This window comes from Coleofasciculus sp. (assembly GCF_046565525.1).
Classification (GTDB): domain Bacteria; phylum Cyanobacteriota; class Cyanobacteriia; order Cyanobacteriales; family Coleofasciculaceae; genus Coleofasciculus.
The window spans coordinates 61578-87500 of sequence record NZ_JBKHUP010000003.1; the positions used below are offsets into that span (position 1 = coordinate 61578).

Annotated in this window: 24 protein-coding genes and 2 pseudogenes; 13 read left to right on the top strand and 13 right to left on the bottom strand. The window is 45.1% G+C overall.

What is annotated here, in order from left to right:
• Nucleotide 1 precedes the first annotated feature (1 nt).
• Entirely contained in the window at nt 2-886 is an 885-nt protein-coding gene (locus ACLGGO_RS01605; RefSeq protein ID WP_446418033.1) for a mechanosensitive ion channel family protein, read from the top strand.
• Between the two features lie 160 nt (nt 887-1046).
• Here the strand turns inward: ACLGGO_RS01605 and ACLGGO_RS01610 are convergent, their stop codons facing one another.
• Nucleotides 1047-2003, bottom strand: coding sequence for an arsenic resistance protein (locus ACLGGO_RS01610; RefSeq protein ID WP_446418034.1), 957 nt, complete (start codon nt 2001-2003; stop codon nt 1047-1049).
• 160 nt (nt 2004-2163) lie between these two features.
• Here ACLGGO_RS01610 and ACLGGO_RS01615 point away from each other — a divergent pair, with 160 nt between their 5' ends.
• The 4 genes and pseudogenes from ACLGGO_RS01615 (at nt 2164) to ACLGGO_RS01630 (ending at nt 6518) form a co-directional block, all read left to right on the top strand.
• Nucleotides 2164-2382: a hypothetical protein gene (locus tag ACLGGO_RS01615; RefSeq protein ID WP_446418035.1), complete on the top strand. Its 219-nt coding sequence runs from the start codon at nt 2164-2166 to the stop codon at nt 2380-2382.
• Between the two features lie 714 nt (nt 2383-3096).
• Complete coding sequence (locus ACLGGO_RS01620) at nt 3097-4515, top strand: SulP family inorganic anion transporter (protein WP_446418036.1); 1419 nt, start codon at nt 3097-3099, stop codon at nt 4513-4515.
• Between the two features lie 44 nt (nt 4516-4559).
• Nucleotides 4560-5423 carry a universal stress protein gene (locus ACLGGO_RS01625; RefSeq protein WP_446335628.1) on the top strand — a complete coding sequence of 288 codons (864 nt, stop codon included), beginning with the start codon at nt 4560-4562 and terminating at the stop codon, nt 5421-5423.
• Between the two features lie 49 nt (nt 5424-5472).
• Nucleotides 5473-6518, top strand: a pseudogene (locus ACLGGO_RS01630) (SulP family inorganic anion transporter).
• Nucleotides 6519-6646: 128 nt separating this feature from the next.
• Here ACLGGO_RS01630 and ACLGGO_RS01635 read toward each other — a convergent pair.
• The 5 genes and pseudogenes from ACLGGO_RS01635 to ACLGGO_RS01655 form a co-directional block, all read right to left on the bottom strand.
• Complete coding sequence (locus ACLGGO_RS01635; RefSeq protein WP_446418037.1) at nt 6647-7141, bottom strand: MFS transporter; 495 nt, start codon at nt 7139-7141, stop codon at nt 6647-6649.
• Nucleotides 7131-7406 (bottom strand): annotated as a pseudogene (locus ACLGGO_RS01640) (class I SAM-dependent methyltransferase); the annotation flags it as partial. The pseudogene ACLGGO_RS01640 and the gene ACLGGO_RS01635, both read right to left, overlap by 11 nt.
• Before the next feature lie 79 nt (nt 7407-7485).
• Nucleotides 7486-8733 (bottom strand): cation:proton antiporter, encoded by a 1248-nt coding sequence (locus ACLGGO_RS01645; protein ID WP_446335625.1) that lies wholly within the window; start codon nt 8731-8733, stop codon nt 7486-7488.
• 129 nt (nt 8734-8862) lie between these two features.
• Nucleotides 8863-9987, bottom strand: a complete 1125-nt coding sequence (locus ACLGGO_RS01650; RefSeq protein WP_446418038.1) for an N-acetylmuramoyl-L-alanine amidase-like domain-containing protein — start codon at nt 9985-9987, stop codon at nt 8863-8865.
• 64 nt (nt 9988-10051) lie between these two features.
• On the bottom strand, nt 10052-10189 hold the full coding sequence (locus ACLGGO_RS01655; protein ID WP_446418039.1) for a hypothetical protein: 138 nt from the start codon (nt 10187-10189) through the stop codon (nt 10052-10054).
• Between the two features lie 98 nt (nt 10190-10287).
• Here ACLGGO_RS01655 and tpiA point away from each other — a divergent pair, with 98 nt between their 5' ends.
• The 8 genes from tpiA to leuD all read left to right on the top strand — a co-directional run bounded on the left by tpiA (nt 10288) and on the right by leuD (nt 18499).
• Nucleotides 10288-11013, top strand: a complete 726-nt coding sequence (gene tpiA / locus ACLGGO_RS01660; RefSeq protein ID WP_446335622.1) for a triose-phosphate isomerase — start codon at nt 10288-10290, stop codon at nt 11011-11013.
• Nucleotides 11014-11181: 168 nt separating this feature from the next.
• On the top strand, nt 11182-12030 hold the full coding sequence (gene folP / locus ACLGGO_RS01665; protein WP_446418040.1) for a dihydropteroate synthase: 849 nt from the start codon (nt 11182-11184) through the stop codon (nt 12028-12030).
• Nucleotides 12031-12685: 655 nt separating this feature from the next.
• Complete coding sequence (locus ACLGGO_RS01670) at nt 12686-13123, top strand: hypothetical protein (RefSeq protein ID WP_446335620.1); 438 nt, start codon at nt 12686-12688, stop codon at nt 13121-13123.
• A 653-nt stretch (nt 13124-13776) separates the two neighbouring features.
• Nucleotides 13777-15180 carry a 3-isopropylmalate dehydratase large subunit gene (leuC, locus tag ACLGGO_RS01675; protein ID WP_446335619.1) on the top strand — a complete coding sequence of 468 codons (1404 nt, stop codon included), beginning with the start codon at nt 13777-13779 and terminating at the stop codon, nt 15178-15180.
• Nucleotides 15181-15564: 384 nt separating this feature from the next.
• Complete coding sequence (locus ACLGGO_RS01680) at nt 15565-15942, top strand: hypothetical protein (RefSeq protein WP_446418041.1); 378 nt, start codon at nt 15565-15567, stop codon at nt 15940-15942.
• A 124-nt stretch (nt 15943-16066) separates the two neighbouring features.
• Nucleotides 16067-17203, top strand: a complete 1137-nt coding sequence (locus tag ACLGGO_RS01685) for an AAA family ATPase (protein ID WP_446418042.1) — start codon at nt 16067-16069, stop codon at nt 17201-17203.
• Entirely contained in the window at nt 17193-17792 is a 600-nt protein-coding gene (locus ACLGGO_RS01690) for a hypothetical protein (protein ID WP_446418043.1), read from the top strand. The genes ACLGGO_RS01685 and ACLGGO_RS01690 overlap by 11 nt, the downstream gene beginning before the upstream one ends.
• Nucleotides 17793-17896: 104 nt before the next feature.
• Nucleotides 17897-18499: a 3-isopropylmalate dehydratase small subunit gene (gene leuD, locus ACLGGO_RS01695; protein WP_446418044.1), complete on the top strand. Its 603-nt coding sequence runs from the start codon at nt 17897-17899 to the stop codon at nt 18497-18499.
• Nucleotides 18500-18872: 373 nt separating this feature from the next.
• On the opposite strand, the gene ACLGGO_RS01700 is transcribed toward leuD, so the two are convergent.
• From ACLGGO_RS01700 to ACLGGO_RS01730, 7 genes are all read right to left on the bottom strand, one after another.
• Nucleotides 18873-19226, bottom strand: a complete 354-nt coding sequence (locus ACLGGO_RS01700) for a hypothetical protein (protein WP_446364240.1) — start codon at nt 19224-19226, stop codon at nt 18873-18875.
• A gap of 352 nt (nt 19227-19578) precedes the next feature.
• On the bottom strand, nt 19579-22062 hold the full coding sequence (locus ACLGGO_RS01705; RefSeq protein WP_446418045.1) for an ATP-dependent Clp protease ATP-binding subunit: 2484 nt from the start codon (nt 22060-22062) through the stop codon (nt 19579-19581).
• A 361-nt stretch (nt 22063-22423) separates the two neighbouring features.
• The gene (locus tag ACLGGO_RS01710; protein ID WP_446418046.1) at nt 22424-22582 is read right to left on the bottom strand and encodes a hypothetical protein; all 159 of its coding nucleotides are present in this window, start codon (nt 22580-22582) and stop codon (nt 22424-22426) included.
• Nucleotides 22570-22710: a hypothetical protein gene (locus ACLGGO_RS01715; protein ID WP_446418047.1), complete on the bottom strand. Its 141-nt coding sequence runs from the start codon at nt 22708-22710 to the stop codon at nt 22570-22572. Before ACLGGO_RS01715 ends, ACLGGO_RS01710 begins: the two co-directional genes overlap by 13 nt.
• 116 nt (nt 22711-22826) lie before the next feature.
• Nucleotides 22827-23348, bottom strand: coding sequence for a hypothetical protein (locus ACLGGO_RS01720; RefSeq protein WP_446418048.1), 522 nt, complete (start codon nt 23346-23348; stop codon nt 22827-22829).
• Nucleotides 23349-23711: 363 nt separating this feature from the next.
• A complete protein-coding gene (gene cbiE, locus ACLGGO_RS01725) occupies nt 23712-24989 on the bottom strand; it encodes a precorrin-6y C5,15-methyltransferase (decarboxylating) subunit CbiE (protein ID WP_446418049.1) in 1278 nt (425 codons plus the stop codon).
• Between the two features lie 127 nt (nt 24990-25116).
• The gene (locus ACLGGO_RS01730; RefSeq protein WP_446418086.1) at nt 25117-25728 is read right to left on the bottom strand and encodes a cobalt-precorrin-8X methylmutase; all 612 of its coding nucleotides are present in this window, start codon (nt 25726-25728) and stop codon (nt 25117-25119) included.
• Between the last annotated feature and the right edge of the window lie 195 nt (nt 25729-25923).

Consider the following 25923-nt stretch of genomic DNA (forward strand, 5'->3'; position numbering starts at 1 on the left):
CATGAGTTTATCGGGTTTTGAATTGATCAGTTTTGTTCAGACAATGCCGGCGTTGTTGGCACAAATCGAGGCATCGGAAATTTTACCGCAACGAGTTCTTGCCAATATTACGCTGCAAAAAATTTTTCGTTCTCTCGTCGTTATTTTGATCGCTTATGGGAGCATATTTGTCATTCAGTCGCTCACCAGCTGGATTTCAGAACGAGTTCCCCGCCGCTTTCGATTATTGATCAAACAATCTTTGCCCTTTTTGAAAGGGTTGATTTTGATCCTAACGGTTTCCTATCTCCTGAATCTGTTTCTGAACTTGTCTCAGGAGAACCTCCTCGCATTGACAGGCACGATCGCTATTGCCCTAGGATTTGCCTTTAAGGATTACGTGAGTTCAATTATTGCAGGAGTAGTTGCACTGTTTGAAGCTACCTATCGAGTGGGCGATCGCATTCAAATTGAAGCTCATTACGGTGAAGTGGTGGACTATGGTTTGCGTGAAATTCGAATCCAGACTCCTGACGACAACATTGTCTCTATTCCCCACAACAAAATCTGGACTGAAGCTGTCTCCAATGCCAACAGCGGACAGCTAGAAGCTCAGGTTCTCACTGACTTTTATTTTGCTCATACTGTAGATGCTGAACAAGTCATCCAGATTCTATACCAGGCAGCTTACAGTAGCAAATATACGCAGCTAAAGCTCCCCATTTTAGTTGTTATGCAAGAACAACTCTGGGGTACTCAGTTCAAGCTGCGGTCTTACCCAATGGATGCCCGCGATGAATTTATCTATAAAACCGATCTGATTCGCCGTGCCAAGCAAGCCTTTGCTCGCCAAAATCTACCTTACCCAAGGTTATCAGGTATCCAAAACAATGACAGTTGCCCCTGAGCAGCTAATGTTTAAATTTGTCCGGTGAGGGCTTGAGGCAAAAGTGAAAATCCTAATCTTTTTTGTCACTACACATTTACCTAGTCTTCGACGTTTAGTTCTAACGTTTAAATCCACTATAAACCCTATATTCGACTTCAAGGTTAAGAGGATTTCGCAACTAAAAACGTCCCTTTTGATGACGTAGCCGCAGTAATGACTGAGAAACTAAAACCATCACGGGAAGTTCAATCAGAGGTCCGATGACTAAGGCAAGGGCAATTAAGGGACGTTCTCCAAAAGTAGAAGTGGCGATCGCTAAGGCAATGGGTGAATTCCGGGCAAGGGTTGTGCAATTAAAGCAAGCCACTTCTTCATAGCTAAAGTGAGCTAAACGCCCAATGATTTGACCTAGCCAGAAGTTGATAACGAAGAATATTAAGACCGGGAGCAGCATTTTTAATAGCAACTCAGGTTGTTCAATCAAAATCTCTCCTTGTGAGGCAAACATGGCAGCGATCGCCACACAAAGAAATAGCCATTGATTAGCAGCAATTTTTAGTATCAAGCGGTGCAAAATACGATTTTGCGGTTGGATTAAACGCTTTGAGATAAATGCCAAAAGCATCGGCACAACTAAAACCAACACCACACTTTCAAGCAGAATCGCTGCATCAATATCTATCAGGCTTCCAGTAAATATCAAGAGATAAACGGGTAAGAGAATGACTTGCAAGAGCAGATTCCAGGGCAGTAGAGCAGTGGCAAGCGCAACATCGCCTTGAGCAAGGCTAGTAAAGATAAGATACCAATCTGTACAGGGTGTAACCATCAGCATAATCAGTCCTACCCATAGATCGGGAGTGTCTCTTAAGAAAATTGCTCCAAGTCCCCAAGCAAAAACGGGTGTCCAGAGAAAGTTTATTACTAAACTTAGCCCTGTCACTTTATAGTTTTGAAACGCATTCGCTAAGCGATTAAATGGAATATTCAGAAATACTCCATAGAGCATCACCATCAGAGCCGGGACAATTAAATGAACGGCATTTTCAGAGAACCAAGATATTTGACCTAACGCTAGCCCAATAAAGATAGCTGTAATGACCAATACTGTTTGGAGCTTTTCAGTCCGACTCAAATCAGTAACCTCCGTTACATCCAGAAGCCAGAATCATGGAAAGACTACGTCCCAAAGGCTCTAGCCTCTAAGTTTATGCCTTTAGTTAGGTTCGGTAAACTGCTCTGCATGCAAAGATATCGCAGTACAGAATCTCAATGTTGAATTATTTAAGACTGCGGTGAACGTTCTACTGTTTATTCTCGGACTGCTCTTGGTGCTTTTATCGCTCCTTGATGCGCTGTGGACAGCCCTATGGGTAGATGGAGGTGCAGGTCTAGTGACCGATCTACCCGCTCCCGATCTTGCATCTGTGCGCCAAGCTGGGATTCGAGTGGTTAGTGATGAAGAGTTTATGCGATCGCGGCAATTGTGGCTAGAGTTCGTGAGATTTAGCTGAATTCGCAAGAAGCCCCACAACTTCTGCGACAAAGAGAAAATTATATTTTTATTGCAACTTGTAAACTTGTCGTGATATGCTGACTTCAAACCATAAGTTTCCTTGTGGGTATTCATCAGCAACAGATGCAAGTAATGCTGCAAAAAGTGAGTTCTTCAGTAGCCCTAAGTATTTGGAATTGTCCACCCTAGCGTGGAACTAAAGTTTTACTGTGACGAAAAGTTGCTCTCATCCACCAGTACAAAGCTTGGCGAGTAAATGCTGGTCTGAGTTGGATTGGTTCTCGTTGCAGTCAGTGAGTTAACTGAGATTTTGCACCGTTCTCAGGAAGCTGCTCTCACCCGCCCAGAGTTAAAACTCCGGCGTTACGGCTTAAGTAGACTAAAACTCTTATCCAGTCGTCTAAAGACGACTTAAGCTATGAGACAGTGCTTAAAACCACTGGCGGATTGTTGCCACTGGTGCAAGCTGTGAGTTTTCACCAATACATAGCATTTAGCTAGTGCAGTGCGCTCTTTAAGTCTCTAAATTAAAGCGCTAGCAACAGCTTATTTTCTCCTTATCGTACTTGTTTCTCTCGCGATCGCATGATGGGTGAGAAGCAAACCAAGTGCGTCAAAAGTCTTGCTTTTTTTCGGACAGCTACATTTAGGAGGAAACTTGAACAGGGCAATTCTGAGGCGAGAGTGGTTTTTTAACACTCAGCGCGACATTATGGCAGGAGCAGTTGTGGGGCTTGCTCTGATTCCGGAAGCGATCGCCTTTTCGATCATTGCCGGGGTAGATCCCAAAGTCGGGCTTTACGCCTCGTTTATTATTGCGGTCATGACGGCGTTTTTAGGAGGTAGACCCGGTTCAATTTCTGCCGCCACAGGAGCGATGGCGCTGCTGATGATTGATTTAGTTAAAGATCATGGCTTGCAGTATCTATTAGCGGCAACCTTGTTAACAGGGGTCTTTCAAGTTCTGTTTGGGGTGGTAAAACTGAGCCGCCAAATGAGATTTATTCCTAGGGCGGTGATGATTGGCTATATCAATGCGTTGGCGGTGTTAATTTTCCTCGCCCAGTTGCCCCAACTGACGAATGTGCCGCCGACTGTATATGTGCTGACTGTTCTTTCCTTGGCAATTATTTACATTCTGCCTCGCTTTACCAAAGCAGTGCCTTCTCCCTTGGTGGCACTGGCGGTGATGACGATAGCCGCGATCGCACTAAAGCTCGATGTTCCCACGGTTGGGGATATGGGAGAGTTACCCACTGCGCTACCCAGTTTTGCCCTGCCTCAAGTCCCGTTAACTCTAGAGACACTCAGGATTATTTTGCCCTATTCGGTGACCTTAGCGATCGTAGGTTTGTTGGCGTCATTTCTCACGGCTTCACTGGTGGACGAACTCACCGATACCCCCAGTGATAAAAACCAAGAAGCCAAAGGACAAGGCATCGCCAATATGGTTACTGCCTTCTTTGGGGGTATGGCGGGGTGTGGAATGATTGGACAATCGGTGATTAATGTGCAGTCTGGCGGACGGGGAAGACTATCAACTCTTGCGTCTGGGGTTTTCCTGATAGTTGCCATATTGTTTTTACAAGATTGGGTCAAGCAAATGCCGATGGCAACTCTAGTCGCCGTGATGATTATGGTGTCAATCGGTACATTTCGCTGGTCATCCTTCAAAAATATCCCGCGCATCCCCCGCACTGAAACCGCTGTTATGTTAACGACGATGTTTGTGACAATTTTCACCCGTAATTTTGCCCTCGGCGTGGTGACAGGTATCGTCATGAGTACCGTATTCTTCTCTCGCAAGATTGCCCAGTTAGTCTTTGTGGATAAAGTGCTGAGTGACGATGGCTCTCATTGCATCTACAAAGTAGCCGGACAAATTTTCTTTTTATCCAGAGATGAGTTTCTAGAGTCTTTTGATTTTACAGAACTAGTCGAGCGCGTCACCATTGATTTAACCTATGCTCACCTGTGGGATCAGGGGGCAGTGGAGGTACTCGATAAAGCGGTACTTAAATTTCGCCGCAATGGAGTAGAAGTGGAGCTAATTGGACTGAATGACGCTAGTGCTACCTTGCTGAATAAATTGGGAATTTATCAAAACTCCGATACCCTGAAAAAACAGTAAAATTTTGCCTTTTAACCCTCTTACTTTTAGGGGATAAAACCATAATGAAGACTATTTTGCTTTGTACCGATGGCTCATCTTTTGCTGAAAATGTTTATAAATATGGAGCTTGGTTTGCTACCAAATTCAATGCCCAAATCAATGTTTTATTTGTTACTGATATTCGCAGTCAAAAAGTAGCGTCTACTGGAAACTTGAGCGGTAGTATTGGACTTGGTGCTTCAGAACAACTACTGAATGAGTTGGTTAATTTAGAACATGAAAAAGCAAAGCTGAATAATCAACGGGCAAGGTTGATTTTACAAAATGCAGCTAAATTTCTCAAGGCTGAGGGTGTAGAAAAGTTTAATTTAACCAACAAAATAGGATTTTTGGTAGATTGCTTTCATGAATTTGAAGAAAATTCCGACTTAATTGTTTTAGGTAAACGGGGAGAAGCCGCAGAGTTTGCATCGGGACATTTAGGAGCCAATATAGATCGAATTATTCGTAGTAGTAGTAAGCCATGCTTAGTTACTCCCCGCGAATTTAAACCGATTGAGCGCATTTTGGTTGCCTATGACGGTAGTCTAAGTGGGAAAAAAATCCTGCAATTTTTAGGAGATTCTCCTGTCTTTCAAAGTTTAGAGATACATCTGCTGACGGTGGCTAAAAGCAACTCAGATCAAACAGCAATGGTCACACTGAATGAGGCTCAAGAATGGTTGTATACAGGAGGATTTCAGCCAGTTTTTAGCTTGATAGCAGGTGAACCAGAAAAAGCTATTGCTCACTATGTTACCGAGCAAAATATCAGTCTTTTACTAATGGGCGCTTACGGGCATAGCCGCATTCGGCATTTAGTCATTGGTAGTATCACTGCCCAACTGCTGAGAAGTAGCAATATTCCTGTATTGCTATTTCGTTAACTCAACATCTATAAATTCAGCTTGATTTTTAAATGGAGGAAAAATTCTCGTGAACATAACCAATCAAATCCATTTCCGTAACGTACAAGGAGATATTCTTGGGGGGTTAACGGCGGCGGTTGTTGCCTTACCGATGGCATTAGCGTTTGGTATCGCTTCTGGAGCCGGTGCTTCTGCCGGTTTATGGGGGGCAATATTAGTCGGATTTTTTGCGGCTTTATTTGGCGGTACACCGAGCCTAATTTCTGAGCCAACAGGCCCCATGACAGTCATTGTCACCGCCGTCATTGCCGAACTAACTGCTAATAATCCTGCTGAAACTGGTCTGGCAATGGCATTTACCGTCATCATGATGGCAGGAGTCTTTTAGTGCTTTTAATCGTCGTATTGTGGGCTGCTCCCTTAACGTCTGTGATTCCCCTGGCTGTCTTAGCTGGGATTGTTTTAAAAGTAGGAATCAATATTATTGATTGGGGCTTTCTCAAACGGGTTCACAAAATCTCTTGGAAGGCAGCCGGAATTGTCTACAGTGTGGTAGCGCTCACAGTGTTTGTAGATTTAATGGTAGCTGTAGCTGTTGGGGTATTTATCGCGAATATCTTGACGATTGAACGTCTTGAGCAACTTCAATCTGATTCGGTTAAAGCAATTACTGACGCTGATGATCAAATTGTCCTGACCGAGGAAGAAAAGCAATTTTTAGATTTAGCGAACGGGCGAGTTTTACTGTTCCATCTGAGTGGTCCGATGATTTTTGGTGTGGCAAAAGCTATTTCCAGAGAACATAGTGCGATTGCTAACTATGATGTTTTGATTGTCGATTTAGGTGACGTTCCTATCCTGGGAGTAACATCTTCTTTGGCAATCGAGAATGCCATTCAAGAGGCGATTGATGCCGGACGAGAGGTGATCGTGGTTGGCGCAACCGGGAAAGTAAAACGTCGCTTAGAAACCTTAGGTATTGCCGGTTTAATTCCCGGACAGCACTGGATGGGTGATCGCCTGACTGCATTGCAAGAAGGTTTGGCTTTAGTTCGACAAAAGCAAGAGTATAGTTACGATGGAACTGACAAATCTTTTCCTTCTGTCGGCTGAACGGGGCTATATTCTTAGCTGACTTCCGGTTCGGGTAAACCTTTATTTAGGAATACAAATAATGTCAATTCATCAATATAGGCTTTTCCACCACAAGTACGGGAGAGCCACTTTTACTCTAACTTTTTTCAGGCGGCTGAACTTGTTTTCTGTGCTATCTCAACCCAAAGTGCAGTTAATGCGATCGCGAAAGGCACTACGATGGCTAATCCCAAAACGGGTGCATAACTGCCAAATTGCTCAAACCCAAGAGCAAATAACACCGGACCAAAAGCCGTACCCGCGACAGCGATAGTCGTTGCCAAACCACTAATCGACCGACGCCGAACAAACCAGAGATTGATCACATTGGTACTGACTAATCCGAGTGAACCCTGTCCTAAACCGCGAATAGCGATAAAGCCTAATCCTAGAGTAACTAGACCTTGCACCAATCCCATCCCCACACAGGCTAGGGCAAATAGAGATGCGATCGCAGCCACTGCTGTTCGTGGTCCCTTGCGGTCAATAAACCGTCCGATAAACGGCAAAGAAAACGAGCCGGTCAACGTTCCCAGCATATATAGCAATGAAACGACTGAGCGAGAAAGACCCAGTTCAGCGATAATTTTGTCAAGGAACACAGAAACTCCCACCGTTTGACCAGGCTTGACCGACTCGGTAATTGATCCTCAACCCATTTTTATCAAGTAAATCACACAGCGATTTATAGCTAAAAAGTTGCTTATGATAAGAATTCGTGGGTAATCCCGCTTCATCACGCGGTTCATATAAAACATTCGGAACCGAGCAAATGAGAAAGCCACCTGGTTTTAACAAGTGAGAAAATTTGGACAGAGCACAAGCCGGATCAACAAGATGCTCTAAGGTTTCAAAACTTGCGATTGCATCTAGAGAAGATGGACGCCGTGAGTTCTATTAAAAACTAAATCGGGTACATAATTGGGCTATTATTCAGTCAGAAATTTTAACTTCTTTCCTGATCAGTTTTCTCGTACCACTTCATTAAAGGAGTCGCACTAATTCCATGTATGATGATAGATAGTACAACAGTTATGGACGTTATCCAAGCAATTCTGGCACCCAATTCTCCCTCTAAACTCTTGCCAAGAGCATAGGAAAGATAGTAGAGAGAGCCGACTCCTCGAACGCCAAACCAACCAAATAACCAGCGGGTTGCTGGGTGAAAGCGTGAGCGAGGTGACTTGGCAAAACCTAAGTTGGTAGTGCTAATCCAAGCGCCTAAAGGTCGGATGACAAAAATTAATAACCCGGCGATGAGAAGGGCTTCGCCACCGAATTCTAGAATTGGCTCAATTCGCAGGAGGGAACCTAAGAGGAGAATAGTTCCCACTTCCATCAATTTTTCAAGTTGTTCGGTGAATTCCAGTTGAGAAATTCGCCGATTATGATTATGAGAAATCCGCTGTACCATCAACCCAGCAACGAATACCGCTAAAAATCCGTAACCGTTAATGAGTTCGGTCAGCGCATAGGTTATTAAAATAATACTGAGACCAAGGAAGTCCTCCATTAACACATCAATGGGTCGAAATCTTTGGAGCTGCTGATTAATTTTCATGACTCCCTTGCCGACCAAAATACCCATACCAATTCCAGCCGCGATCGCCCAAATTAAATCAACAAGAATCCATTGCTTTAACCAAACTTGCCAATTGTCGTTTTCTAACCAATAAATCCCAAAATAGACAAAAGGAAAGGCTAACGCATCGTTCAATCCCCCTTCAGAAGTCAGACCAAATCGCAACTCATCTCTATCTCCTATATGTGCCAATTGGACTTCTGATGCCAATACCGGGTCAGTTGGTGCGAGAATTGCCCCCAACAAAACAGCGGCTCCCCAGTTCAGGCTCAACAACCAATGGCTAATTACTGCTATGGCAGAAATTGAAATCGGCATGAGAAAAGCGATGAGCCGAATTGTTGAATTCCAAGCTCCTATTCTCAGAGGGCGATTCATTTTTAAGCCGCAACTAAACAGAGAGACAATTACAACAAATTCTGTGACGCGCTCCAAAAATTCGGTTTGGAGCTGAAGTTGAATCAGATCAACTCCATGGGGACCGAGAAAAATTCCAACAACTAAGTAAATGAGAGCGTAAGAAAGAGGTAATCGCTTAATCCAGCCTGAACCCATTGTGACCAAAAGGAGCAGTGAGCCAATAAGCAACAAGGCAAGAATGTAGATATCCACAAAAGTAATACCTTATTTAATAAGGGGAAAAGCTTTCTAAGAAGACACGCAGGGGCGGTACTTTAATCCGTCTCGAAGTATCCTTTGAGAATCCCTGATATTCATCCTAGGGAGAGGTTGGCTCACTCACTAACGCAAATCATTCGGACGAACGACTAAAATACCGATCGCGTTCTTGATATTGCCCACATACTGCTGTAAGTCTGAGGAAATCGTCACCGCTCCAGCCGGTGAGGCATGAATCAAACGAATTCCACCATCTGACTGGCGATCAATGAATCCGGTATGGGTAACATCTAATCCAGCAATATTCGTGGCGATGCCGATAATATCTCCAGATTGTAACTGATTATAGCTGTGGTGAACCTGATCGGTGGGAATATATTCTAAGGAGACAGCATTGAGCTGAGCTTCCATCTCTAGAATACAGTCGTAATTTGCCTGATTATTCACGAGTTGGGGATAACGGTGTCGGTGGGTACTCATAAAATTAAGCCGCTTATTTAACGGGATTCCTCCCAACGCCTGGGTAATATTTGTGACTGTTCCCCGTTTCTGGTTGTCATGAATCCAGGCTGAGAAATAATGCAAACGGCTACAATAGCCATGGAGTTGACCATTCTGGTAACGCTGATCCTGAATATGAGCGACAAAGGTGGGATAGGAATAATCCTGTCGCGCTATAGTTCGTGCGATCGCGAGTACTGTTTCCACAAATAGCACACAGTCAAATTCCTGAAGCGTCACCACCAAGGTTTCTTCTGCTGACTGGTCTAATAAGCCTGCCTTATAGGGTGTCCCCACAAACTGGTGTGCGATCGCCTGTATAATATCAGCCAGGGGTTGCTCATGCAGGTGTTGGACAATTGCCCATTCCATGACCTGTTGAAACTGTTCGATCTCATCAGTTGCAAAACTCATTGATTCAGAGACGGTGACATTTTGGGTATCGGTCAATAATGTCTGGGAAGGGGGAAAAACCAAAGCCTCTCTCCTACCAGGAGAGAAGTTTGCAGAGAGGTTTTCCACATCCCGTGACAAGTAAGAATACTTTATAAGTTCCTCGTCCTCTACTTCCAAAAGGTCGCAGGCTGCGTCTCTACAAGCTTCCCCGCCTCCAGGAGTATCTTTAGAACGATTTGTCGCTTGACTAACGGGGATAGGATGATACTCCTGAGCTTGAAAGGCAAGATCTGACCTAAAACCGCCAGAAATTACCAATCCCACAAAAGCCCAGCCAAACATTTTTCTCATTATTCCTCCTACTTCCCCGGCTTAAAAGGGCGGGTTTAGTCAAGTTATCAGATATCGACGAACATTATTGGTAAAACCCTTCCCTACCCCCTTCCAGACGCGCCAACAGACGCGCCATGGCACGTCTGGTACATATTTCTGTGCTGCTTTCAGTTTGCCACAGCGCGATCGCTAGACCATTGATGCAGTAGGAGTTAGACAAGGATTGGTGATCTCAAACAGCTAACTTGGCTCTGTCAATTGCGCCTCAAGGCTATAAACTGAAGGATGCATCAAGTTTGAGACGATTTTATTTAAGCTGTGCGAAAAATAGTCATTGCCGGTAACTGGAAAATGTACAAGACTCAAAGGGAATCCTCTGAGTTTTTACAAGACTTTATGCCCAAGCTGGAGCAAACACCCCCAGAGCGGGAAGTTGTTCTGTGTGTTCCCTTTACAGACTTGGGAGTCATGTCCAAAAATCTGCACAATAGCCGTGTGCAGCTAGGGGCGCAGAATATCCACTGGGCTGATGAAGGCGCCTTCACCGGTGAAATTTCTGGAGCGATGTTGACCGAACTCGGCTTACGTTATGTCATAGTTGGTCACAGTGAACGGCGTCAGTACTTTGGTGAAACGGACGAAACCGTAAACCAACGCCTCCTCGCCGCCCAGCGTCATGGGTTAATTCCCATCCTTTGTGTCGGTGAAACGAAGCAACAACGAGATGCTGGAGAAACAGAATCTCACATCAGCAAGCAACTCATAGAAGGCTTGGTGGATGTGGATCAGCAGCAACTCGTGATCGCCTATGAACCGATCTGGGCAATTGGTACAGGAGATACCTGTGAAGCCGCAGAAGCCAATCGGATCATGGGTTTGATTCGCTCTCAACTAAAAGTCGCCGATGTGCCTATTCAATACGGGGGTTCGGTCAAGCCTGGGAATATTGATCAAATTATGGCGCAACCTGAAATTGATGGGGTGTTAGTTGGGGGAGCTAGTCTAGAGCCGGGGGGATTTGCCCGAATAGTCAATTATCATTGACCACCCTGAAAAACGTGGATTCTAAGAGGTTGTTCAGCGACGGGTTGAAACCACGTCGCTTAACTTGCTCTTGGCTTGCTCTTGGCTTGAGGTTTATCGGTCATTTGTTGAAAAAACGGATAAATGAGGTAGCTAGCTTCTCGCTTCCTTGAGTATGACAAAGGATAAATGACGAATGACAAAGGACAACTAACCATCCGAGATCGTTCTTTCTGCTGGGGAGAACGCACCTATCTCATGGGCGTTTTGAATGTGACGCCGGATAGCTTTAGTGATGGGGGGGAGTTTAATACCCCAGAGGCGGCTTTGACACAAGCTCAGCGGCTGGTAGATGCTGGTGTGGATATTCTCGACATTGGCGGACAATCAACGCGACCGGGGTCTGAGGAGGTTTCGGAAGCCGCAGAACTCCAGCGTGTACTACCTGTGATCAAGGCGGTGCGTTCCTCGCTGTCTGTTCCTATCTCCGTGGATACCACCAGAGCCTCTGTCGCGAAAGCAGCAGTGGCGGTGGGTGCGGATATGGTCAATGATATTTCCGGTGGTACGTTTGACCCGGATATGTTTCCTGTGGTTGCTCAATTGAGAGTGCCAATCATTTTGATGCATATCCGGGGAACCCCCCAAACGATGCAAAAGCTGACCGATTATCACAATATCATCGACGAAATCTACCAGTTTCTAGAGGGTCAAATTCGGGCGGCTATCAATGCAGGAATTGTGCGATCGCGCCTAATCATTGATCCGGGTATTGGGTTCGCCAAAACCGCCGAGCAAAATGTACAACTGCTACAGCAACTTTCTGCCTTTCGTTACCTCGGTGTGCCAATTTTAGTCGGAGTGTCTCGCAAAAGTTTTATCGGTCGCATTCTTAACCAACCTGACCCCAAGCAACGGGTCTGGGGAACGGCGGCGGCTTGCTGTGCGGCTATTGCTTCAGGCTCTGATATTCTTAGGGTTCACGACGTTTCCGAAATGCACGATGTATGTCGGGTGGCTGATGCTATTTGGCGGTAGTAGACAATGCGGCTAACTTTTTAGTCGTGTCACGCCAGTAGACTATTTGTTTAGTCAGATTGTAAATTTTTGTAAAGAAAGTTAGCGAAACCTTGCACTAATCCCCCTTCAAAACTCATAATTTTAATCTGACGGCGATGTATAGAGCAGCGTTATCCCAGAAAAGATCAACCTGGAGTACGGATAGCCTTATGAATTGCTGTCAAGTCATCAAAAGCCGTATTTGAGTTAGCGAAAAACTACCATTAAACGGTAAAATAAAAATAGTTATTGACCTCTCTACTGGAGTTTGGATGATAAATTGAAGTAGGTTGAACAAGTGCGCTAAGCAACGACGATAGAAGAAGAGATAAAGTTCGTCTATCTAGAAAAACCTGAATTCAAAGCCTTGAAATTATGAGGCAAGTAAGACCCTTCAATTGCCAGACAAGTCAATCCCCATTGAGTAGTAAAATGAGCCAAAAAGTCTTAGATATTATGAGTCTAAGCTAAGCGGTTGGCATAGTTCAGCCCAAAGCCAAAAAGCTAACCCAACTGATTGAGGTAGCGTTTTGCCTGTACAATCAGAAATGGCAGACATTAGCGTCGTTTGTTCTCATCTATCTTTCTTTGGCAAATTTGTTAAGTTTTCTCTAAAAGACAGGAGTATCGGTAAATGTTCGGTTTTTTAAAAGGTGGCAATAAATCTAAAGACCAATCGTCAGAGGCTCCGAAAAGAAAAAAAAGTAAAGACTACTTTTTGGAGCTAGACGATATTGGGGCGGTCAAATCGGAACCGGAAGTAAAGAAACCGGAACCCGCTCAAGCAACCAAAGCCCCAGAAGCGGAAGCGAAAAAGCCAGCAGCGAAAAAGCCAGCAGCGAAGAAGCCAGCAGCTAAAGCCGCTAAAGCACCAGAAGCCAAACCGCAAAAAGCTGCACCCCAAGCGACACCCGCAGCAGCTAGCAATGGCAAAGCAGAGCCTCAACCAGGACTCACCTTTGCGCCAAACAACTTATTGCCACTCAAAGCTAACAGTGGTCGGCGGCGTCCGGGTCCGAGTATGAGTAGTTTCCTAGAGATGGCGCGTCAGATGCAGCCTCCTCGCTCATAAGCGATTTCATTGAGCGGTGTCGATGTAGAGACGTTACCTGCAACGTCTCTACGTTTGTCTAAGCCGCTTTAATTCCTTGGGGAATTAGTTCAATGTTTTGCTTAGCTATCTTTGAAGTTGTTAAACTTAAAGACCATTGGTTTTGGCAAAGTTTCAGATAGATATTAAATAACGCCTATTCCAAACGAGAACCAAGTGAACGCAACCACTGATATTGTCCAAAAACTCTTGAATCTGTGCCATGTCCTCTGTTCCACAGATTTTCTCCCACAAATATTAAGAAAATCTTAAATATACATGGGTGAGAATGGAGGGGGCTAGTTGGCTAAAACGCTTACTTAGTAGGGGTTAGGCTTCTATCGTCAATCGGGATGGGGGGAACTTAAGTCTAAAACAAGCGATCGCATGTTTTCTGTGAGGAGTGCGATCGCTCTTGCATAAAATCTATAGTTGTAATATGATGTCCGGCAAATCAACCCTAATAAAAAAGTCCGAAACCCTTGCTGTTACAGCATAACCTTTACCTGGATTAGGTTCTATCTTAACAGATCTCAGAAAATGTCATACTCGCTATAAAATAGAAGACTAAAGCATCTATCCCTATAGATGATTGGTCATTATCCTTAAATCCTATTTATGACGACCTTTTGCAAATGAGCGAGAGAACACTATTCGATAAAGTTTGGGACTACCACACCGTCGGTACTCTGCCTTCGGGTCAAACTCAACTATTTATTGGTTTACATTTAATCCACGAAGTTACCAGTCCCCAAGCCTTTGGGATGCTGCGCGAGAGGGGATTGAAGGTGCTGTATCCCGAACGCACGGTGGCGACTGTGGATCATATCGTTCCCACCGAAAACCAGGCGCGTCCCTTTGCTGATGTCTTAGCCGAGGAGATGATGCAGGTGTTGGAGCAAAGCTGTAAGGATTATGGGATTCGCTTCTATAATATAGGATCGGGGAATCAAGGGATTGTTCATGTGATTGCCCCAGAACAGGGATTAACCCAACCCGGAATGACCATCGCATGCGGTGATTCCCATACTTCGACTCATGGCGCTTTTGGTGCGATCGCGTTAGGGATTGGTACGTCTCAAGTCCGTGATGTCCTCGCCTCTCAAACCCTAGCCCTGTCTAAACTCAAAGTTCGCAAAATTGAAGTGAATGGGAAACTCCCTCCTGGTGTTTACGCCAAGGATGTGATTTTACACATCATCCGCAAGTTAGGGGTCAAAGGTGGAGTTGGCTACGCTTATGAATATGCTGGCACGACCTTTGAGCAGATGACGATGGAAGAACGGATGACGGTGTGCAATATGTCCATTGAAGGCGGTGCCCGATGTGGTTATATTAATCCGGATCAGGTGACGTTTGAGTATCTCAAAGGGCGAGATTTTGCGCCAAAAGGGGCAGATTGGGATAAAGCGGTGGAATGGTGGATGAGTATCCGTTCTGATGCCGATGCCGTTTATGATGATATCGTTACCTTTGATGCGGCTGAGATTGCGCCAACGGTGACCTGGGGAATTACACCGGGACAGGGAATTGCCGTGAATGAAGCGATTCCTGTGCCTGATAGTTTACCTGAATCGGAACGCGCGATCGCACAAGAAGCGTATCGTTATATGCAGCTTATCCCCGGTGCGCCGATTCAGGGAACCAAAGTGGATGTCTGTTTTATCGGAAGCTGCACCAATGGACGATTGACGGATTTACGCGAAGCCGCCCAATTTGCCCAAGGAAAGCGAGTCGCGGAGGGCGTTAAGGCATTTGTTGTCCCTGGTTCAGAACGAGTCAAAAAAGAAGCCGAAGCCGAAGGATTGGATAAAATCTTTGTAGAGGCGGGGTTTGAGTGGCGTGAACCGGGATGTTCCATGTGTTTGGCGATGAATCCCGATAAGTTACAAGGGGATCAGATTAGTGCATCCTCCTCGAACCGCAATTTTAAAGGGCGTCAAGGTTCAGCCACGGGACGCACATTGTTGATGAGTCCAGTGATGGTGGTAGCGGCGGCGGTTAATGGGAAAGTTTCTGATGTTAGACAGTTATTGTGAGCCAGCCAGCCAAGAACTAAAGTTCTGGCTGAAAGCTAAAACCCGTTAAAACGGGTTCAAAGACTTTAATGGAGTAAGCTTGAGCCAAATTTGAGGAATTAACCATTAGCCCGGAAACCGTAGGGGCGCACGGCGTGCGCCCGATTTAATCGTCAAATCTAATGCCACCATTTTAGCTGGGTCACGCCGCCATCGTGGGTAAATATTATAACGCGGGAAACGCTTATATTAGAGTTAGTTGCTTTTGCCCACCGAGCGAGTCATTTGGGGTGTATTACCAATTTTGCCAGATTTCAGTTAAAACGGGTTGAAATTAAAGTATAGTGAACCGTTTTAGCCGGAAATTGCGTTCCAGGTTTATGTTACAGCAACGGAGGGAATACTATGAATATCAGAGCGATCGCGCTTGCTACCATTCTCGGTTTATCTGCGCCTACAATTACCGAGTTTATCATTAAAACACCTGTCGTCGCCCAAGCCAGGGTTCCTCTGGGGACATTCGAGGGTGGTGAATGGTCGGTCACAATTAACTACAGCAACAACGCCCTCACTTACTACGGTACTAATCAACAAACCGGTGATAACTTGATCCTCAGAGGTGCGAAAGTACGGGGAAATCCTCAACGCCGTATTTATATTTGGCAAAACGGAGATTTTCAGTATCAAGTTGCATGGCGTCCCAATGATCCAAGAATTATTCGTCTTCAGGTATTCAATCCCGCAGGACAAGAAATTCTCAATCGCCTTCTCTATGAAAATTAGGGATGAATGGTAGTAGGTGATAATATTAGGTAGGTTGGGTTAAGGCATAAAACCCAACCTATTTCTGCTGTTGATCATATATTCATGTCCAATCTTTTTTGCCCAAACTTTAAGGAGTAAATTTATGTTAAAAAGAATGTATATAGACAACTTTAGATGTCTTGTGAACTTTGAAATAAAGTTGGAAGATAATATTAGCCTATTTCTTGGATCTAACGGTTCTGGTAAAAGCACAGTCTTCGCAGCGTTACAGAAACTGCAATATTTTATTGTGAACAGGTTTCAAGTTGATCAAATTTTTCCAGGAACAGATTTAACTCGCTGGGAAACTCGCTCGATCCAAAAATTTGAATTAGACATTGAAGGAAATGGAGGAATTTACAAATATTCTTTAGAAATTGAACATCAAGGCGATTATGCCCCTCCTGTAATGCATCGTGAGAGATTGAGTTTTAATGAACAACCACTATCAGATTTCAGGATTGAAATAGAGCAGGATCAACCTGTTGTGAAAGCAATGATATACTATGATTCTCCTGACCAACAAGGAGAATTTATTCCATTTGTGGACTACTCACGTTCTGTTGTAGGTTTGGTATCTGAGAGATTGGATACTCAAAAACTGACTTGGTTTAAAAAGCGGATATATCGTTTTTTAATTGTACACATTAATCCTTGTTCCATGACAGCAGAGAGTCGCCAAGAAGATAGGTATCCAGCATGGGATATGTCAAACTATGCGGCTTGGTATACTTATCTGTCTGGAGATCAGGGAAAAATATTTGAACTCACAATGAAATTAAAACAGGTAATAGATGGATTTCATTCATTTAAAAATGAACCAATTGGGGAGGCAAAAATTCTATCATTATCTTTCCCGAATCTCAGCAAAAAGCCTTACAAACTTAACGAAATATCAGATGGTCAACGAGTTTTGATTGCACTATATACCTTGATATATTGTGCGCCTGATGAAGATTATACCTTGTGTATTGATGAACCAGAAAATTATCTCGCTTTACCGGAAATACAGCCTTGGCTGAGTACACTTTTTGATCAATGTTCAGGTGCAGAAAGTCACGGACAAGCCATTTTAATCTCCCATCACCCTACACTCATTAACTATTTAGCTAGTAGTTCTGGTTATTGGTTTGAGAGAGCCAATGAAGGAATTATACGTCTACAGTCCATTACCGATCAACAAGATACAGGATTATCACTGGCTAAACTAATCGAACTGGGATGGATTTATGACGAGTAAAGACAATAAACCAGAAGTCATTATTTTATGCGAAGATATTGATCACGAACGATTCATCAGACAGTATCTTATCTGTTGTGGATTCGAGGATCGCAAAATCAAAAATTTCCCTAATGTCAAAGGAAGGAAAGTCAATAATAATAATGACTTCGTTATCAAGCACTATGCACCTCTTGTTAAAAGCTACAGAAGCAAAAATTTTCAAAATCGTGCCATAGTCGTGATGATTGATACCGACACTAATAGCATAAATGACATATTGCGCTCTTTGCACATAGCATTAGACGAGCAGGAAGGCAAGTTAAATCGAGACCCAAGGTTACCTAACGAGAAAATTGCCATTTTTGTGCCAGCCAGAAATATTGAAACCTGGTTTTATTACATTAGTATTGAACGCAATTGCGATGAAAGGACAGATTATAAGAATTCTCCAGCAATTAGAAAATGGAATAGGATCGATTTACGTATCGATTTAGCTAAATCCTCAGCAAAAAAATTATCGAGGGAAATCTGTCCTCAAGGACTTGATAGTAATGCCCTGTCTTCCTTACATCATGCCTGTGATGAGTTGAGACGACTTCTCAATTAGTAACCTGACACGAGTCCATGGGTAATTCTTATTGAATTGATGTTACACTCTACTCCAAGATAAATGGAGATATATTTTGTTAGTAGAAAAAAAGGAGTGAATTCATGAGTCAAGTGAAAACCGTGTCAGGACAAGGCGTTCCCGTTGTGGGTAATGATATTGATACCGACAGAATTATCCCCGCTCGCTATTTGCGCTGTGTTACCTTTGAAGGATTAGGAGACAAAGCCTTTGCCGATGACCGCGCCCAGGCAAAAGGGCAACATCCTTTTGACCGCCCTCAGTATCAAGGGGCAAATATTTTAGTGGTTAACGGTAACTTCGGCTGTGGTTCTTCGCGGGAACATGCGCCTCAAGCTTTGCAAAAATGGGGCATACAAGCCCTTGTCGGTGAAAGTTTTGCTGAAATCTTCTTTGGTAACTGTTTGGCAATGGGGGTTCCCTGTGTTACGGCTGAACCGGAAACAGTGAAGCAGTTACAGAGAATCCTGGAAGAGAATCCCCAAGCGCCGATAACGGTAGATTTAGAATCAATGGAGGTTCGCTGTGGTGACTTCCAATCCTCTGTTTCAATGCCTGAAGGGGTAAGGCAAACTCTGATTACAGGGACTTGGGATAGTTGCGGACAACTGGTGAAGCAAGTTGAGCAAATTCGGGAGACAGCGATGAAGTTGCCTTATCTGAAGTGGGAAACCGCCATAGTGTAAGATTGGCAACGTCTCATCTGGGATAGTAGGCTTGTAGTCAGGGCTTTAGCCCTAGATGCTGCCCTAGTAACATGCGCCAACCCAACCTACTGGCTTGACACAGCTAAAATTGTGGAATAGATCTTACCATTGAATCGGGCGCACGCCATCATTGGTGTCAACTTAAGCGCCAAAAGTAGGGGAAGCAGAGGAAGCCCTATGGAGGTGTTCCGAGGGAACTATGACTTGTATAGGGAACAGGGACACCTTCGCTGAAAATTAGGATTTGTGACACGCATGGCACGCCATGCGCCCCTACTCTCTATAAATTTTAGATTGCGCTGGCATAGTCTATCTCCTAGATTGTAGGGTGGGTAGTACCCACCCTACGTCTTTAAGCCGCTTTTTTGAGTGGATTATTTAGCATCACATTGCCGCTAACATCAACACTCAAATCTGTTCCTGGTACGTATCCTTTGAGCACCCACTGTTTATAGAGAGTAAATGAAGTAATTCTGTGAATTTCCTGCATGATGTCCGCAGGAATAAGGTTTTCAACAGCCCAAATAACTGAGTCTGGCTCAAACCAAATCACACGTTCAATACTGACAACCAACACAGCAGCAATATATTCAAGGGTCAGTTTGGTCGTTAAATCGGCAATAAGGGCTGACCCAATTTGGCTGTTGCGAGTCATGATTGCTCTCGCCATCCGGTCAGCTTCTCGGTCGAATTCCAAAGAGTTCATACTTGGCTTTTGCTTTTTCTGCCTAGGATTTTCTGGTCTGGAGTCTGCACCAGAAAGTTACTGTTTTGCCAAGTATACCCAAAGATAGATGTCAGTTGGTATAAATTGTGTATCTTATTTTAAGAAAATCTTAAATATATATGGGTACGAATAAAGAAAGGTCAATTGCTAAAACTGTTACGGAGTGGGGATTAAGGCTCTGTGTAGTACATCTGCACCGGGGGATCTTCAGTTCACGAAAGCTTCCTAGCTTGGATTATATGCTAAAGGAGGCAGAGCCTCCCTAAAAGCATTCCCAGGCAGAGCCTGGGAACGAGACGACGAGACGACTAGGCAGAGCCTAGGAACAAAACTAGCCTACAGGTTGTAGCAACCGCGCTGGCGATTCACCCGGTAAAACCTTCACCTTACCATTCTCATCTACATCAACCACAGCGGTTTCTCCCTCAATGATCTGACTTGCTAACATGGCTTCGGCTAAACTATCTTCTAATAGCCGCATAATTGTCCGACGTAGCGGTCGCGCTCCATAACTGGGATCATACCCTTCTTCGACTAAACGATCTTTGAACCGTTCTGTCACTTCTAGGGTAATTCCCTGTTCAATTAGGCGAGTTGAAACTTCCACAAGTAGGAGATCGGCAATTTGCTTAATCTCGTCTCGCGTTAACTGACGGAAGACGATAATATCATCAAGGCGATTGAGGAACTCTGGACGGAAATAGTCCTTGAGTTCATCATTCACTCGGCTGCGAATCCGGTTGTATTGAGATTCCGCCAGATTATCTGAGTCTTCAAACCCGAAACCACCGCCACCTTTTTCAATCACCCGCGAACCGATGTTCGAGGTCATGATAATCAGCGTGTTCTTGAAGTCTACGGTACGACCCTTAGCATCCGTCAAACGACCATCATCCAGCAGTTGCAGGAGGCTATTGAAGACATCGGGGTGTGCTTTCTCGATTTCGTCAAACAGGAGTACTGTGTAGGGTTGACGCCGGACGGCTTCTGTGAGTTGACCGCCTTCGTCATAGCCGACAAATCCTGGAGGCGAACCGATGAGCTTGGAGACAGTGTGCGGGTCCATGTACTCGGACATATCCAAGCGAATCATCGCATTTTCTGACCCGAAGAAGTAAGCCGCCAACGCTTTCGCCAGTTCTGTCTTACCAACTCCCGTCGGTCCAGAGAAGATAAAGCTAGCGATGGGTCGATTCGGGTCTTTTAACCCCACTCGCGCCCGCCGAATCGCTTTGGAGACGGCTGTAACCGCTTCTTCTTGACCAATTAATCGTTGGTGCAACGTATCTTCCATGTGCAGCAGCAGGGCTGATTCGGATTCGGTCAGCTTGTTAACTGGTACACCCGTCCAGGAGGAGACAATGTGGGCAATATCTTGCTCATTTACCAGAGGCGTCTGTACGGGGGTATCTGCATCGGTTTCCTCTTGCAGAATCGCCTGCAGCTCCCCTTCTAGTTCCTGTTCGCGATCGCGCAATTGGGCGGCTTTCTCAAAGTCCTGGAGACGAACGGCTTCTTCTTTTTCTTTGGTCACCTGACGCAATTGACGCTTGATGTCTCGCGTGGCTGGGGAGGGCTGACAATGGATTAAATGGACACGACTTCCGGCTTCATCAATTAGGTCAATGGCTTTGTCCGGTAAGAAACGGTCACTGATATAGCGATCTGAGAGTTTCGCCGCCGCATCCAAAGCACTATCGGAGATTTCTACCCGGTGATGCTGTTCATAAGCATCCCGTAACCCCTGCAAAATTTCAATGGTTTCCTCAACCGAGGGTTCACCAACCATAATCGGTTGGAAACGGCGTTCTAGGGCGGCGTCTCGCTCAATATGCTTACGATATTCATCCAAGGTAGTCGCCCCTACACACTGGAGTTCACCCCGGGATAAAGCAGGTTTGAGGATATTTGCCGCATCTAATCCGCCTTCTATCGCCCCAGCACCGACTAAGGTATGGATTTCGTCAATCACCAGGATAATATTCCCCGCTTGACGCACTTCCGCCATTATATTCTTGATGCGTTCTTCAAAGTCACCCCGGAAACGGGTACCGGAAATCAGTGATCCGATATCCAAGCTGATTACCTGCTTATTTTCCAACAGTTCCGGCACATTTTTATCCGTAATCCGTTGTGCCAACCCTTCTGCGATCGCGGTTTTGCCGACCCCCGGTTCTCCCAATAATACGGGGTTATTCTTGGTTCGGCGTCCTAAAATCTGAATAATCCGTTCGATTTCCTTGACACGACCCACCATAGGGTCTAACTTACCTTCTGCGGCTAACTGGGTGAGATTCCTGCCAAACTCTTCCAATGTGGCGGACTTTGATGTGCCGCCCATCATCGAAGTCCCTGGTCCTCTAGCGCTTGCAGCCGCCGCTACTTCACCGATAGCTTGAATCAGTTTAGTGCGGGCAGTTGCTGAGTTGACGCCTAAACTTTGCAACACTTTACCCGCGACGCTGTCGCTGTCTTGCAGAATGGCGAGTAACAAATGCTCTGGACCGATATAATTATGTCCTAGTTGTCGAGCTTCTTTAAAGGAGAGCTCAAACAGGCGTTTGGCTTTGGGAGTGAAGGGAATTTCAGCCGGAACAAAGCCTGAGCCGCGACCAATAATTCGTTCTACGACTTTCCGGGTCGATTCTAGGGTGATGTCCATCTCTTTGAGGACAATTGCGGCTACACTGGTTCCTTCTCGCAGCAATCCCAAGAGGATTTGCTCAGTTCCCACGAGGTTATGTCCCAGGCGACGGGCTTCCTCCTGGGCGAGCATAATAGATTTGATAGCTCTGTCTGTAAAATGTTCAAACATGATGGGTTTCCTTTACCGAAGGGTTTATGACGTGGTGAAGTGATATACTAATCACCATTTTTGTAAATTTTTATGTACGTTACACTAACACTCTACCTCTGTATGATTTACTCCATCAGTGGGCAGAACCGTAATAGTTGGGTGTAGTTGCCGTCTACAGGGGATTTCAGGGAATTTAGATTAAGGTCTGAAGAAGGCGTCCCTTTCTACCCATCTATACTTAGTTTGTTCTATTGGTCAACCGGATCAATCAGAGAAGCTGGGGGAGCCGGGGGAGCCGGGGGAGCAGAGGGAGAAGCTTATCCGAGCAGTATTGCGTCCCGCCTGACCAAGTAATGTTGAATTAACTTCCCCATCACCCTCACGCTTCCCCCGGTGGTGATGCTTCTGACACTGTGAACTGCTGTTCGAGTTGGCGATAGTGAGGTACGTCAATAAGCTGCTCAAATTCTCTTAAGGAGACGAGATTGGTGAAGCCTGCGGTAGTCCCCTGTTGGCGCAAATGACTCAAACAATCCATCCTGGCTTTGTCGCTGCAAATAAGCCAGAGAGGGGATAGACGACGATTTTTAAGCCTAATTCTTGCAGTTGTTGCCCCGATAGCACAGGAGTTTTTCCCCCTTCTATCATATTGGCAAACAGAGGCACATCGGGAAGTGCTGGCGCGATCGCACTACTCCCTTTATAACCCAGTCCTTGTCAAGCGGACGAAAGGCAAGTGTAGCAGCGATTTTAATCGCCGTGACAAAAGGGGATTACTTGATTTAATCGGACTGTTTAACCACTTGTTTTAACCCTTTCTTCCAATCGGCGGCTCTCTGGGGGTTGGGATAGGTGCCAATGAGTTCTCTTAATTCGGTTTGATGCTTGGGTTTGAGTTCCGATTTAGTGCGATTTCCCAAAAGACAGATGGCGCGTTGTAGACTATCTTTATCGCCAGGAAGTTTTGGCGGTAAGTCTACCGGAAAGGTGGGATGGGGTTTTTGGGATGATGATTTAATGCTGGTTATAGCAGGTAAATTGGCGGGGAGAGGGGAGAGATCAACGGGATTAATGTAACCATAACCCCCTTTTTTGTCGGTGAAACAGAGTCGGGGAATGCCTTTTCGTTGAGTGCCATCCAGTCTGCCAATTCTACCTCTATGTTTGTTTTTGTTTGAATGGGCGGGATCAACAATACACATATCACCGGGATACAAGGTATAGTTCTCCGTGGTCGCTTTGCCGTTATCGGAGCTTCCGGTACAGTGTTTTCCGTGGTTGAGATAAACTGTAACTTGCTTCATGTGACTGATTACAGACGTAGCATGGCACATCTCTACATAATCTACGACTTAGGAATCCGGGCGAGTTTTGTGGTTCAGTTGTTAGTAACCCATTTTAATATACAGCCCTCACCCCCAGCCCCTCTCCATCCCCCCTAACCCCCCTTATAGATCCTCCTCCCGTCCCCCTTAAAAAGGGGGAAGCCAGAGGATGCTTCGCGTTTTTTGCACGGGGGAAGCCAGAGGATGCTTCGCTTCTGTTGCATGGGGGGAATAGGGAGAGGGGAGCAAGAGGGATTATTGTTATGCTTCCCCTGCTTCCCCTGCTTCCCCTGCTTCCCCTGCTTCCCCTGCTTCCCCTGCTCTCTACCCCCACCACAATACTTATTCAGCAAACCCTATTGTATCCGGTCGGATGGCTCTAACAATCGTCACCGGATTCAGGGGGGTAAAACGGGTGAGTTGAGCGATGGGAATGGAACGGGAAAGCTGAACCTGTAACAATCGATATGTCCAACCGCGATCGCTAAACCAATTGACTGCCTGATTTAGATGTTCTAAGGTTGCCAAGGCTAACACGACTATTCCATTATCCACGAGTTGCCCCTGCGTGCGATCTAAAATTGCTAACAAGTTTCCTCCACTTCCGCCAATAAAAACACGCTGGGGTGTGGGTAGCTGTGACAAAATATCCGGTGCTGTACCATAAATAGAGGTAACATTCGTAACCTGTAAACGACGGCAATTTTGTTCAATTAAAGCCGTTCCCATCGCCGTTTTTTCGATAGCATAGACTTGAGACGTCGGCGATAATCGGGCAATTTCAATAGACACTGAACCTGTTCCTGCACCAATATCCCAGATAATTTGTTCCGGTTGTAGGGATAGTTCTGCTAAAATCAGGGTACGGATTTCCCGCTTCGTCATTAAGCCCGGGCGATCGCGAAAACTGGCAAAGCTGTGATCCGATAACCCTAAAATGGGTAATGTGGCGACATCTAGGGGAGTATCACTGGGTTCAGGGTGACGCAGGAGAATCACGACATTCAGAGGCGCGATCGCTTCTAAGTGTACCGCATCCACAGGTAAACACCTCACTCGTTCATCGGTTCCACCTAAGTTTTCACACAACCAAAACTGGTAATCACCAGGTAAATCCAGATCAAATAACAGGTTTGCGATCGCACTCGGCGTATTTATCTTATCCGTAAGCACGGCAATTTTTTCCGTCCCCTGTTGTAGCGCTTGGGTTAACCTTTCTAAAGAACGCCCGTGACTACTAATCGTCACCGCATCTTGCCAAGGGACTTTAACCCGACTAAATGCTAATTGTACCGCACTGACATGGGGATGAAAGGTGAGGTTTTCTCGTGGCAATTCGGCTAATAATAAACGTCCCAAGCCAAAAAACAAGGGATCGCCACTTACTAACACAATGATACAGCAATTTTGGTCATTCTTTGCCAACTGACGACGAATCTCACGGATCACCTGCGTCAAATCGCCCAAAACCAAGCGGGGTGCGGGATGATCGGGGAAGTAACTCAGGACGCGATCGCTCCCTACTAACAGAGTCGCCCATTCTACTAATTGTCGCACGGATTCTGTGAGTCCCGCCGCACCATCTAAACCGATTCCGACTACATGAATGTCATTAGTCATTTGTCATACTCGCTTCCTTGAGAAGCAAGCTACGTCATTTGTTATTAATATTTTATGTAGGGTGGGCACTGCCCACCAGCCTTAAGTCAGTTATTAATATTTCATGTAGGGTAAACAAGAGTTAAGTTCACGATTTTTCCCAGGCTAAAACAATTAAAGCATTAAGAATCGCCGCCGCGACAGGGGAACCCCCCTTGCGCCCATTAATCCGAATTTGCGGAACTAGAGTTTTTGTTAAAGCCTCTTTTGCTTCCACGACAGAAATAAATCCTACAGGTGCGCCAATAACTAAAGCTGGTTTTACTGAAGATTGTTGTAACTCAGCACATAATGCTAAAAGTGCAGTCGGTGCATTACCAAAGATATAAATGGCTTCAGGAAACTGACAATAACAACTTAATAAACCCGTTTCCGTGCGAGTCTTACCAGGAAGCGCCACAGATGCTTGTTCAACCGCAGCCATTACCGGATTCCTGAAGGTTTTGCCCACCATTCCAGTAATTCCCTGTTTAACCATACCCACATCAGTAATAATCGGGGCTTTATTTTGGATAGCTGTAATTCCGGATGCAATTGCCTCTGGACTAAAATGAATTAGTTTAGCAAATTCAAAATCCGCCGTACTGTGAATCACCCGCCGGACAATAGCATATTCATCAGGCGTAAACTTATGTTTACCAATTTCTTGGTCAATGATAGCGAAACTTTGCTCTAGAATCGGATGATTTAGCGGATTCATCATAACTGCATTTAATTAATTTGCTCAGTTATTCACTCTGGCTTTGCCCTAGGGCAAGTCTTTCAGTTATTCACAGTTCTTTAAGTCAATCAATCTGTCTATTCTTGATCAAAAAGCAGTTCAGCCTGGATAATCGGAAACTTAGCTTTCCAAGTGGCAGGTTGTCTAACATTTAACGAAATAGTTGAGCGCAGT